This window comes from Burkholderia sp. ZZQ-2 (assembly GCF_050768715.1).
Lineage (GTDB): Bacteria > Pseudomonadota > Gammaproteobacteria > Burkholderiales > Burkholderiaceae > Burkholderia > Burkholderia cepacia.
In genome coordinates this window covers 1-11,554 of record NZ_LDVA01000069.1, presented here as the reverse complement: position 1 = coordinate 11,554, position 11,554 = coordinate 1, and the positions used below count along the sequence as shown (strand labels likewise).

At 69.0% G+C, this 11,554-nt stretch carries 15 protein-coding genes; 9 read left to right on the top strand and 6 right to left on the bottom strand.

Features of this window, described 5'->3' with window-relative positions; translation table 11 throughout:
* The coding region (locus ABY44_RS02855) for a DUF2242 domain-containing protein (RefSeq protein WP_431640824.1) at positions 1-586 on the bottom strand (586 nt) is incomplete at its 3' end.
* 115 nt (positions 587-701) lie between these two features.
* Positions 702-1,595, bottom strand: coding sequence for a LysR family transcriptional regulator (locus tag ABY44_RS02850; RefSeq protein ID WP_027787906.1), 894 nt, complete (start codon positions 1,593-1,595; stop codon positions 702-704).
* A 108-nt stretch (positions 1,596-1,703) separates the two neighbouring features.
* Here ABY44_RS02850 and ABY44_RS02845 point away from each other — a divergent pair, with 108 nt between their 5' ends.
* Together ABY44_RS02845 and ABY44_RS02840 are read left to right on the top strand one after the other, a co-directional pair.
* A complete protein-coding gene (locus ABY44_RS02845; protein ID WP_431018840.1) occupies positions 1,704-2,459 on the top strand; it encodes a TerC family protein in 756 nt (251 codons plus the stop codon).
* A gap of 96 nt (positions 2,460-2,555) precedes the next feature.
* The gene (locus tag ABY44_RS02840) at positions 2,556-2,891 is read left to right on the top strand and encodes a zf-TFIIB domain-containing protein (protein WP_027787904.1); all 336 of its coding nucleotides are present in this window, start codon (positions 2,556-2,558) and stop codon (positions 2,889-2,891) included.
* Positions 2,892-2,985: 94 nt separating this feature from the next.
* Here ABY44_RS02840 and ABY44_RS02835 read toward each other — a convergent pair whose 3' ends face one another.
* Together ABY44_RS02835 and ABY44_RS02830 are read right to left on the bottom strand one after the other, a co-directional pair.
* On the bottom strand, positions 2,986-3,396 hold the full coding sequence (locus ABY44_RS02835; RefSeq protein WP_176096710.1) for an Hsp20/alpha crystallin family protein: 411 nt from the start codon (positions 3,394-3,396) through the stop codon (positions 2,986-2,988).
* 16 nt (positions 3,397-3,412) lie between these two features.
* Positions 3,413-3,853 carry an Hsp20/alpha crystallin family protein gene (locus ABY44_RS02830; protein ID WP_027787902.1) on the bottom strand — a complete coding sequence of 147 codons (441 nt, stop codon included), beginning with the start codon at positions 3,851-3,853 and terminating at the stop codon, positions 3,413-3,415.
* Between the two features lie 247 nt (positions 3,854-4,100).
* On the opposite strand from ABY44_RS02830, the gene ABY44_RS02825 reads away from it, so the two are divergent.
* A complete protein-coding gene (locus tag ABY44_RS02825) occupies positions 4,101-5,018 on the top strand; it encodes a 3-hydroxyacyl-CoA dehydrogenase NAD-binding domain-containing protein (RefSeq protein WP_027787901.1) in 918 nt (305 codons plus the stop codon).
* 54 nt (positions 5,019-5,072) lie between these two features.
* On the opposite strand, the gene ABY44_RS02820 is transcribed toward ABY44_RS02825, so the two are convergent.
* Positions 5,073-5,351 (bottom strand): DUF4148 domain-containing protein, encoded by a 279-nt coding sequence (locus ABY44_RS02820; protein WP_059695563.1) that lies wholly within the window; start codon positions 5,349-5,351, stop codon positions 5,073-5,075.
* Positions 5,352-5,521: 170 nt separating this feature from the next.
* Entirely contained in the window at positions 5,522-6,370 is an 849-nt protein-coding gene (locus ABY44_RS02815) for a LysR substrate-binding domain-containing protein (protein WP_027787899.1), read from the bottom strand.
* Positions 6,371-6,698: 328 nt separating this feature from the next.
* On the opposite strand from ABY44_RS02815, the gene madL reads away from it, so the two are divergent.
* The 6 genes from madL to mdcE form a co-directional block, all read left to right on the top strand.
* Positions 6,699-7,094 carry a malonate transporter subunit MadL gene (gene madL, locus ABY44_RS02810; RefSeq protein ID WP_021162694.1) on the top strand — a complete coding sequence of 132 codons (396 nt, stop codon included), beginning with the start codon at positions 6,699-6,701 and terminating at the stop codon, positions 7,092-7,094.
* Positions 7,095-7,105: 11 nt separating this feature from the next.
* Entirely contained in the window at positions 7,106-7,873 is a 768-nt protein-coding gene (gene madM / locus ABY44_RS02805) for a malonate transporter subunit MadM (RefSeq protein ID WP_060173804.1), read from the top strand.
* A 134-nt stretch (positions 7,874-8,007) separates the two neighbouring features.
* The gene (gene mdcA, locus ABY44_RS02800) at positions 8,008-9,654 is read left to right on the top strand and encodes a malonate decarboxylase subunit alpha (protein ID WP_059695565.1); all 1,647 of its coding nucleotides are present in this window, start codon (positions 8,008-8,010) and stop codon (positions 9,652-9,654) included.
* A 10-nt stretch (positions 9,655-9,664) separates the two neighbouring features.
* Positions 9,665-9,979, top strand: a complete 315-nt coding sequence (gene mdcC / locus ABY44_RS02795; RefSeq protein ID WP_027787896.1) for a malonate decarboxylase acyl carrier protein — start codon at positions 9,665-9,667, stop codon at positions 9,977-9,979.
* Entirely contained in the window at positions 9,976-10,911 is a 936-nt protein-coding gene (locus tag ABY44_RS02790) for a biotin-independent malonate decarboxylase subunit beta (protein ID WP_060173805.1), read from the top strand. The genes mdcC and ABY44_RS02790 overlap by 4 nt, the downstream gene beginning before the upstream one ends.
* The coding region (mdcE, locus tag ABY44_RS02785; protein WP_431640822.1) for a biotin-independent malonate decarboxylase subunit gamma at positions 10,898-11,554 on the top strand (657 nt) is incomplete at its 3' end. The genes ABY44_RS02790 and mdcE, both read left to right, overlap by 14 nt.

Sequence of the window (11,554 nt, the reverse complement as noted above, 5' to 3'; positions counted from 1 at the left end):
TGACGGGTTCCTTCTCGGCGGCCTTGACGGTCGCGCGGTCGCGGCGGGCCGGGTCGATCTTCAGGAAATGCTCGACGAGATTGAAGAAGCGCTCATAGAACACGCCGGCGGGAATCGTCTCGCTGGCGGTCTTGACGAGCGCGTCGTCGCTCGACCCGATCGGCAGCGACAGCGAGCCGAACACGCTGAGCCCGACGCTGGCCGACGTATTCGACTTCTTCAGCGTGTAACGATCCTGCACCGCGTTGACGTACGCGATGCTCGACGAGCCGTCCGCGTTCGCGTCCGCGCACACGACGTGAAACTCGATCACGACGTGCATGTCGTTGTTCGGCTGGAAATTCTTGCTGCCGTCGACCGCATCGTTGCGCGACGACGACACCACATAACCCTGGCTCAGCAGCGCGCGCCGCGCGGCCTCGCAGGCCGCGTCGGATTTCGAATGGAACGTATGCGCATACGGGCTGCTCGTCGCGTCGAACTGTTCCTGCTGGTAGATCGGCTTGGGCGGCGACGAGCACGCCGCCAGCACGGTCGCGGCCGCGAGCGCGCACGAAACGGAAAACAGGCGAAATCGGTTGTGCATGGCGTCTTTCAGAAGGCTTGGCGAGAGGCCGCGCAACGGCGGTGCCTGGATGAAGCGCGCGGCAATCTCGTAAGGCCGGGGCGCCATTATAGTTTCGTTTGATGTCGCACTCGCTTCAGTCGGCCGGCGCGCCGCGCGCCGCGTCCAGCAATTGCGACGTCAGCGGATGGTGTTCGCCGCGCCGCGAGCGGATCGCGTGGATCTCCTCGGTCACGTCGCCCGCGCGCCCGAGCCGCCGCAACCCGCGCAGCAGCGACGCATCGTTCGCGCCGAGTTCGCTCAGCGGAAACACGCCGAGGCCGCGCGCCGCGAACACGGCCATCAGCGCGCTGTCCTCGAATTCCCCGGCCACGCGGGGCACGATCCGCTCACCTTCCAGCCACAGGTCGAGGCGCGCGCGCAGCGCCGAGTGCGCGGTCGGCAGCAGCACGGGCAGCTCGGCGAGGCACTGCGGAAAGTGCTCCCGCGCGGCCGGCGTGACGAGTGCCGCGGGGCCGTACCAGTCGACCGGCGACGCGACGAGCCGCTCGCTCGTCACGCGCAGGTTCGAACCGGACGGCGCGCCTTGGCCGGCCAGCACGAGATCGAGATGATGCAGCGCGAGTTCTGCGAGCAGCGCATCGTGCTCGCCCTCGTGGCACAGCAGCCGCAGCGTGGGGGTATCCAGCACGGGTGCCAGGATCGCGTGCGCGGCGAGCTTGGAGATGCCGTCCGCGAGGCCGACCGCGAGCCGCACGGTCGGCTGGCTGGCCGCCGCGCGCACTTCGTCGGGGATCAGCCGTCCCATCTCGAAGATCGCCTCTGCCCGCGCAAACGCGGCCTGGCCGGCGTCGGTCATCGCGACGCTGCGCCCGGCCGGGCGCAGCAACTGGTGCCCGAGCGCTTTCTCGAGCTCGCGCACCTGCGCGCTGATGGTCTGCACGGCCATGTCGAGCCGCCCGGCCGCGCGCGCAAAGCCGCCTTCCTTCACGACGACCCAGAAGTAGTACAGATGTCGGAAATTGAGCATCGGAACGTAATTTCGGAAAAACCGAACCAAAAATCAGATTCTCTCTGATTTTTACGAAGTTCTGGGCGGCATATCATCGGGCTTTCCACTTTCGAATCGGCCCATTTCATGGACTACCTGCTGACGCTTGCCGCCGACCCTGCCGTCTGGGCGGCGCTTCTGACGCTCGTCGTGATGGAAGTCGTGCTCGGCATCGACAACCTGATCTTCATCTCGATCCTTAGCAACAAGCTGCCCGAAGCGCAGCGCGCCCGCACGCAGCGCTTCGGCATCGCGCTCGCGCTGGTGATGCGCCTCGCGCTGCTCGGCAGCGTCGCGTGGATCGCAAGCCTCACCGAACCGGTGTTCACGCTGTTCGACCATGCGTTCTCGTGGCGCGACATGATCCTGCTGTCGGGCGGCCTGTTCCTCGTCTGGAAGGCGACCACCGAGATCCATCACCACGTGTCGCACGACGGTGACGGCGCGGGCGGTGCCGGCGGCGCGGCAGGCCTGACGATGTGGGCCGCGATCGGCCAGATCGTGATGCTCGACATCGTGTTCTCGATCGACAGCATCGTGACCGCGATCGGCATGACCGAACACGTGCCGATCATGTTCGTCGCGGTGATCGTCGCCGTCTCCGTGATGCTGTTCGCCGCGCAGCCGCTCGCACGCTTCATCGACCGCAATCCGACCATCGTGATGCTCGCGCTGTCGTTCCTGGTGGTGATCGGCATGACGCTGATCGCCGAAGGTTTCGGCTCGCATGTGCCGAAGGGTTACATCTACGCGGCGATGGCGTTCTCGGCTTTCGTCGAGGGCATGAACATGCTGGCGCGGCGCGCGAAGGCGAAGCGCGCGGCACGGACGGAAGGCCGCTGAGCGGCCGCGCGCGACGCCGGCTGCCGCTCAGGCGGCAACCGGCTCGCGCGTCTCATACGGAATCCAGACGAAATTCGCCCGGAAAGGAGAAGCGCGATGAAATGCCCTGTCTGCAAGACGCCCGACCTGCTGATGGCCGAGCGCCAGTCGATCGAAATCGACTATTGTCCGACCTGCCGCGGCGTATGGCTCGATCGCGGCGAACTCGACAAGCTGATCGCGCGCGAGGCCGGCGACGCGCCGGTGCGTCGCGACGAGACGCCCGTGCGGCACGATGCGCAAGCGCCGCGCGGCCATGACGGCGGGTGGGGGCGCGACGGCCGCGCTCACGACGATCGGGACAGGCACGATGGCCGCTCGCACGGCGATCGTTACAAGCATGACGGCCAGCGTCGCCGGAAATCGGTGTTCGACCTGTTCGACTTCGACTGACTCCGCCGATGTCGCCATGCCATTGAAAAGCCCCGCCGGGCGCGTACCCGGCGGGGCTTTTTCACGCGTGCGGGACGACGGCACGCACCGATGCTTACGCGTTGCCGGCCGTCACGTCGATGCGGCGCGGACGCGTTTCCTCGCGGCGCGGAATCGTCAGCGTCAGCACGCCGTCGCGCAGGTTCGCGTCGATCCTCGACGTGTCGAGGTCGGGGCTCAGCACGAAGCTGCGCGCATAGCGCGTCGCGCGGATTTCGGCATGCCGCACGCGGAGGTCGGCCGGCGTATCGAGGTGCGTGTCGGCCTCGATCGTCAGCGTGTTGTCGTGCACCTTCACGTCGAGGTTCTCGCGCGGCACGCCAGGCAGGTCGGCCCGCAGCGTGACGCCGAGGTGATTCTCGACGATGTCGACGGCCGGCGTGATCGCGGGCCGGCGCGCCGCTTCGGCGGCAGCGGGGTGGACGGTGCTCGTTTGGCGTTCGGCCAGCGTCGGGTTCGTAGTCATGTCGGTATCCTGAGAATTATTGAACGGTGATCGCGCGCGGCTTCGATGCCTCGCGCCGGCCGACGCGAATCAGCAGGCAGCCGTTTTCATAGCGGGCGCTGACCTGGTCGGGATCCGCGTCACGCGGCAGCTCGACGACGCGGCGGAACGCACCGTGAAAGCGCTCCTGCGCATAGGTGCGCAGGTCGTCGCCTTCTCCGCCTGGCGCCGGCTTGCGCTCGCCGCTGATGGTCAGCAGGTCCTTGTCGATCGACACGTCGAAGTCGGCCGCGGCCATGCCGGGCGCGAACGCGACGATCTCGATCGCGCCATCGGTGGCGCCGACGTTGAGTGCGGGAAAGGCGCCGGGCCGCACCGCGCGAATGCCGGACGGACGATCGCCGAGCAGGCTCGCCACCTGCCGCTGCACGCGGGCGAATTCGTCGAACAGGTCGCTGCCGAAATGGATACCGCTCATGTGAGTCCTCCTGAACAGGGAACGCGGGAGACGCGACGGCGCGACGCCTGCGGCGGGCGCGACGCGGGGGCTCCACTGGGTCGAAACGGGGGCAGTGCGTGTTGTGGTGCGCTGCCCGACGACGCGTAATTAGTGGCCGCCGCAGCGCATTTCAAGAGGGGATCCACAATCTGCATCAATGCAGGCCCGTGCGGTTCGATGCGACAATCGCCGCGATCTATCTGCAGACCAACGACACGGGACAACCATGGACATTCGACGCATCGCGATCGTCGGCGCCGGCGTGATCGGCGCCAGCTGGGCCGCTTTCTATCTGACGCAGGGCTTCGACGTCGTCGCGACCGATCCGGCGCCGCAAGCCGACGCACGGCTGCGCGACGCACTGGCCGCGTTTCTCGGCGAGCGGGCCGCCGAGCTTTCCGCGCGGCTGTCGTTCGATGCCGATCTCGTGCGTGCGCTCGACGGCGTCGACTTCGTGCAGGAGAACGGCCCGGAGCGGCTCGACCTGAAGCGTGCGCTGTACCGGCAGATGGACGACGTGCTGCCCGCGCACGTGCCGATCGCGTCGAGTTCGTCGGGCCTGAAAATGTCGGACATCCAGACCGCATGCGAAAAGCATCCGGAACGGTGCCTGATTGCGCATCCGTTCAATCCGCCGCACCTGATTCCGCTCGTCGAGCTGGTCGGCGGCGAGGCCACCGGCCAGGACGTGATCGCGCGCGTGAAGGCGTTCTACGATGCGCTCGGCAAGCAGACGATCGTCCTCAACAAGGAGATGACCGGCCACGTCGCGAACCGGCTCGCGGCGGCGCTGTTCCGCGAGGTGTATCACCTCGTCGGCGAAGGCGTCGTGAGCGTTGCCGATGCGGACAAGGCCGTCGCATGGGGGCCCGGCCTGCGCTGGGGGCTGATGGGGCAGTGCCTGACCTATCACCTCGGTGGCGGCGCGGGCGGAATCGCGCACTTCCTCGAACACCTGTCGGGGCCGATCACGAGCTGGTGGGACGACCTCGGCACGCCCTCGTTCAACCCGGACGTCGATCGCAAGCTGAACGACGAATTGCGCGCGATCCAGGGCGGGCGCTCGATGCAGGAACTGGCGGCCGAACGCGACCGCCTGCTCGTCGAGCTGATCGACGCGCGGCGCCGCAGCTTCCTGCCGTGATCGCGCCTGGGCGGAGCGTTTCGGTCGGGCCGCGATCGGTCGGGCCGCGCTCCGCTACTGCTGCGCGGCCGTTTGCGGTGCCCGCGGCGTCTGGGCAAGCCACGACGGGCTCGCGGCCTGCACGAGTTCGCGGTTGCGCGCGCGCGTCGCGGCGCTCGGCGGGTAGTTGCCGTCGTTCGTCGGCAGTTCACCGTCGAGATAGGCCTGCTTGAGCTGGGCGATGACTTCCGCGCGTGTCAGGCCCTGTTCGGGCGCGGCGGCATCGGTCTGGGCAAAGGCGGGGGACAGCAGGGCGGCGGCGGCGGTCGCGACGGCGAATCGCAAGACATTCATGGCGTGCTCCGATCAAGGGGACGGGACACCGGATGCGCGCGGCGGCTGCCGTGCGTTCCGATGGGGCCCATTGTCGTGAGCGGGTGCTGCGCGGACGATGACGCGTTCCGGGCAGAACTGTCAGTTGCGGGCGCGGCCGGCCGCGCATGCGTGCGTCGCGCCCGGTGCGGTTACAACTCCGACGCGGCCGTGATCAGCGTGGCTTCGAGCGCGAGCGTCGATCGCGACGCGGCCGCCGGCCGGTCGATCACGTACTCGAGTTCGCCGAGTTCGGGCAGCCCCGCGTCGAGCCGCGCGAGCCCGGCCGGGATCACGTAGCCCGCGAACGCGCTGACGCCGAGCCCCGCGCTCGCGGCGGCGCGCAACACCGCGACGCTGCTGCTGACTACCGCGATCCGGTACGGCCGCCCGACGGCTTCGAGCGATTCGAGCACGCGGCGGCGCGACACGCTCGGCTCCGGATGCATCGCGAGCGGCAGCACGGCCTCGTGGCCGGTGATTCGCGAATCGGGGCCCGTGCACCAGTACAGCGGCTCGCTGCGGATCACGCGGCCGCGCCGGCTGCCCGCGATGCGCTTCGCGAACACGAGATCGTGCCGCCCTTCGTCGAGCGCGTCGAACAGGTCGCCCGACAGCCCGGTCGAGATCGCGAGTTCGACTTCCGGATTGCGCTGCACGAAGCTTGCGAGCGCGGCCGTCAGGTGCGCCGACGCGAAATCCTCCGACATCGCGAGCCGCACCTTGCCCGACAGCGGCGGCCCGCACACCGACGTGACGGCTTCGTCCATCAGTTCGAGGATGCGCACCGCGTAGCGGAACAGCGCGTCGCCGTGCTGCGACAGGTGCACGTTGCGCGTGTCGCGTTCGAACAGCGGCCGGTCGAGCAGCTCCTCGAGGCGGCGGATATGCTGGCTGACGGTCGACTGCGACAGGCTCACGCGCTCGGACGCGGCGGTGAAGCTGCCGGACTGGGCGACGGCGACGAAGCTGCGCAGCAACTCGGGCGGTAACGGGCGCATTGCTAAATCCACTGAATCGGTTTCGACAACTTCATAAATGGCCGGATATTGCGGCGCTAGTATCGGATCACGCCTCGGTGCGTGCCCGTCACGGCGCACACCGGATGCGTAGCCCGCGTCGTGCCGGCGGCTGCATCGGTCAGTCTACGGCATCCGGCATCCGGCCCGAAACCGCATCATCCCATCGACCGCCCGAGAACGCGCCCGCATGACGGGCCGCCGGGCCGCGGCGCACCGCCGCAGGAGACGAGTCCGCGCACGGGATCGGCGTGCGGGGCCGGTTCCTGCATGCGTCCGGCGCCCGTCACGAAGAGACTGGAGACGACTCATGATCATCTACGGAACCGCGCTGCTGGCGTTCTGCCACCTGGCCGGCCTGTTCCTCGGCGACCTGCTCGGCAGCGCGATCGGCGTGAAGACCAATGTCGGCGGCGTCGGCATCGCGATGCTGCTGCTGATCTGCCTGCGCCTGTGGCTGCACCGGCGCGGCTGGCTGCCGAAGGAAACCGAGGCCGGCGTCGGGTTCTGGGGCGCGATGTACATCCCCGTCGTCGTCGCGATGGCCGCGAACCAGAACGTCGTCGCCGCGCTCAAGGGCGGCCCCGTCGCGTTGCTGGCCGCCGTCGGCGCGGTCGCGATCTGCGCATGCTGCATCGCGGTACTCGTGCGCACCGGGCGCGACGACACGGCCTTCGCGGCCGTGCCGCAATTCGAAGAACAGTGAAGGAGGCCGCCATGCTGCAGATGCTCGAAAAAGTCGTCGCCCACAACGGGCTCGTCGCGTCGTTCGCGCTGGTCGGCCTGATCATGTGGCTGTCGTCGATCGCGTCGCGCAAGCTCACGTTCGGCCGTGTACACGGCTCCGCGATCGCGATCGTGATCGGTCTCGCGCTGGCCTACGTCGGCGGCGCATTCACCGGCGGCGAGAAAGGGCTGGCGGACGTCAAGCTGTTCGCGGGCGTCGGCCTGATGGGCGGCGCGATGCTGCGCGATTTCGCGATCGTCGCGACCGCGTTCGAAGTGCAGCCGACCGAGGCACGCAAGGCCGGGCTCGTCGGCGTCGTGTCGCTGCTGCTCGGCACCGTGCTGCCGTTCATCGTCGGTGCGTGCATCGCGCGCGCGTTCGGCTACACCGACGCGGTCAGCATGACGACCATCGGCGCGGGCGCCGTCACCTACATCGTCGGCCCCGTGACGGGCGCGGCGATCGGCGCGAGCTCCGACGTGATCGCGCTCAGCATCGCGACGGGGCTCGTGAAGGCGATCATCGTGATGGTCGGCACGCCGGTCGCGGCCAACTTCATGGGCCTGAAGACCCCGCGTTCCGCGATGATCTTCGGTGGCCTGGCCGGCACCGTCAGCGGCGTGAGCGCGGGGCTCGCCGCGACCGATCGCCGGCTCGTCCCGTACGGCGCATTGGTCGCGACGTTCCATACGGGCGTCGGCTGCCTGCTCGGGCCGTCGGTGCTGTTCTTCACGACGCGCGCGCTGGTCGGCGCGTAGCGCGCTGCGATGCGGCCCAAGCGTGCGGGCCGCATCCATCGCGGCGTCCTCTGAGTCGCATTCGTCAACATCATCAATCGGCGGCGGCGCCAGGCTTAGAATGCCGCTGAACCATCGAAGCGGGAGAACTGTTCATGACGGGATGGAATCACGCGCGGCAGGCGCGCGATGCACGCCTCGCGGCCGGTGCGCGTTTCGCGCAGGGCAAGCGGGTCGATGCGCGCGACGCCGTCGCGTTGCTCGAAGCGGTGCTGCGGCCCGGCGACCGCGTGTGCCTCGAAGGCGACAACCAGAAGCAGGCCGACCTGCTCGCGACGGCGCTCGCCGACGTCGACAGCGCGAAGATTCACGACCTGCACATGGTGCAGTCGGGCGTCGTGCTGCCCGAGCATCTCGACGTGTTCGAGCGCGGCATCGCGAAGCGCCTCGACTTCGCGTATTCGGGCCCGCAGTCGCAGCGCATCGCGAAGCTGCTGTTCGGCGGCAAGATCGCGCTCGGCGCGGTGCACACCTATCTCGAGCTGTTCGCGCGCTACTTCATCGACCTCACGCCGCAGGTCGCGCTGATCGCCGCGGTCAGCGCCGACGCCGACGGCAACCTGTACACCGGCCCGAACACCGAGGACACGCCGACCGTCGTCGAGGCCACCGCGTTCAAGGACGGCATCGTGATCGCGCAGGTCGACCGCATCGTCGACAAGGTGCCGCGCGTCGACATTCCCGGCGACCGCGTGCACTTCGTCGTCGAAGCGGGCCGGCCGTTCTACGTCGAGCCGCTGTTCACGCGCGACCCGGCCGCGATCACCGAAACGCAGATCCTCACCGCGATGCTCGCGATCAAGGGCATCTACGAACCGTACGGGATCAAGCGCCTGAACCACGGGATCGGCTTCAACACGGCCGCGATCGAACTGCTGCTGCCGACCTACGGCGAGAAGCTCGGGCTGAAGGGCAAGGTCTGCTCGCACTGGGCGCTCAATCCGCACCCGACGCTGATTCCCGCGATCGAATCGGGCTGGGTCGAGCAGATCCACTGCTTCGGCTCGGAAGTCGGGATGGACGACTACATCCGCGCGCGTTCCGACGTATGGTTCACGGGCTCCGACGGGTCGCTGCGCTCGAACCGCGCGTTCTGCCAGACGGCCGGCCTCTACGCGTGCGACATGTTCATCGGCTCGACGCTGCAGATCGACCTGTCGGGCCATTCGTCGACAGTCACCGCCGAGCGCATCGCCGGTTTCGGCGGCGCGCCGAACATGGGCAGCGACGCGCGCGGCCGGCGTCACCCGAGCGAGCCGTGGCTGAAGGCCGGCGCGGAAGCCGACCCCGATACGCCGGCGGCACTCAGGCGCGGCCGCAAGCTCGTCGTGCAGATCGGCGAGACGTTCGGCGACAAGAACGTGCCGATGTTCGTCGAGAAACTCGACGCGCTGAAGCTCGCCGACAAGCTGCAGCTCGACCTCGCGCCGATCATGGTCTACGGCGACGACGTCACGCACATCGTTACCGAGGAAGGGATCGCGAACCTGCTGATGTGCCGCGACAAGGACGAACGCGAGCACGCGATCCGCGGCGTCGCCGGTTATACGGAGATCGGCCGCGGCCGCGACCGGAAGATGGTCGAGCGGCTGCGCGAGCGCGGCGTGATCCGCCGTCCGGAGGATCTCGGCATCGATCCGCTCGACGCCGATCGCCGCTGGCTCGCCGCGCGCTCGATCAAGGATCTCGTGCACTGGTCGGGCGGGCTCTATGCGCCGCCGGCCCGGTTCCGCAACTGGTGAGGAAGAGGGCATGGAACAGTTGAACTATCGCTTCACCGCGCGCGAGCGCGCGAAGGGCGAGCAGGCCGCGGCGCTCGTCGGCGTGGTGGCATCCGGCAATCTCGAGGTGCTCGTCGAGCGCGTGCTGCCGGGCAACGAATGCGAGATCGACATCCGCACCGCGGCGGTCGGTTTCGGTGCGGTGTGGCAGGCCGTCGTCACGGATTTCGTCGAGCGGCGCACGCCGGGCGGCCTGAAGCTGTCGATCAACGACGGCGGTGCGCGGCCCGACATGGTGTCGCTGCGGCTCGCGCAGGCCGTGCGCGCGATCGAGGGGGACGCATGATGAACGATGCGATCCACGACACGCCCGCGTTCGTCGCGAATGGGGCGAGCTGGTACGAAGCGTCGGCGCGGCAGCGCGTCGACGGGCTGCTCGACGCGGGAAGCTTCGACGAATTCCTCGGGCCGGCCGAACGCGTGACGAGCCCGCACTTGCCGCTGTTCGACCTGCCGCAGCAGTTCGACGACGGGATGGTGGTCGGCCACGGCCGGCTCGACGGGCAGCCGGTGTTCGTCGCCGCGCAGGAAGGCCGCTTCATGGGCGGGGCGTTCGGCGAAGTGCACGGCGCGAAGCTCACCGGGCTGCTGCGCGCCGCGCGCGAAGTCGGCAAGCCGGTGCTGATCCTGTTCGATACGGGGGGCGTGCGGCTGCAGGAGGCGAACGCGGGCGAACTCGCGATTGCCGAGATCATGCGCGCGCTCGTCGAAGCGCGTGCGGCCGGCGTGCCGGTGATCGGGCTGATCGGCGGGCGCGCGGGCTGCTACGGCGGCGGCGGATTGCTCGCCGCATGCTGCTCGGCGCTTGCGGTGTCGGAGCAGGGCCGTATCAGCGTGTCGGGCCCCGAGGTCATCGAAACCAATCGCGGCGTCGAGGAGTTCGATTCGAAGGACCGCGCGCTGATCTGGCGCACGATGGGCGGCAAGCACCGGCGGCTGATCGGCGGCGCGGATCGCTACGTGGCCGATACGCCGGACGCATTCCGCGCGGCGGCGCTCGAGCTGATCGGGCGCGCGCCGACATTCGATGCGGCGATGCTGCGTGCCGAGCAGGCGCGTCTCGAGGCGCGTGTCGAACGGTTCGGCGCATGCCACGATGCGCTCGACGTCTGGCGCACGCTCGGGGCGGACAAGCCGGAAGCGATTCCGGGCATGCCCGACGACGCGTTCGCGTCGCTCGCGGATCAATTGCAGGAGAGCACGCATGACGCTCGATGAAGTGCTGAACGCCTTGTTTCCCCAGGGCCATTCGATTGCCCGCACCGGCGGCCTGCTGACGGGGCATGCGGAACTGGCCGGTACACGCGTCGACGTGATCGGCGTCGCCGACCGTTTGCCGTTCGGCATCGACGAGGCGCTGACGCTCGCGGCGCGCGTGCTCGACACGATCGCGCGCGGCGGCGACACGCCGATCCTCGTGCTCGTCGACAGCGACAGCCAGCGGATGAGCAAGCGCGACGAACTGCTCGGCCTGAACGAGGGGCTGTCGCATCTCGCGAAGTGCCTGATGCACGCGGATCTCGCCGGGCACCGGACGATCGGCGTGCTGTACGGCCACACGGCCGCCGGCGCGTTCATCGCGACCGCGCTCGCGACGCGCACGCTGCTTGCGGTGCCGGGCGCCGAACCGGAAGTGATGGACCTGCCGTCGATGTCGCGCGTGACCAAGCTGCCGATCGACGTGCTGAAGGAGATGGCGCGCTCGACGCCGGTGTTCGCGCCGGGGCTCGACAATCTCGTGAAGATGGGCGCCGTCGACGCCGTGCTCGATCCGGCCCGCGCGCTCGACGCGCAGGTCGGTGAATGGCTCGGCAAGCCGGCCGAGCGTGTCGACCGGCGCGCTGCGCGCGGCCGGCCGGTG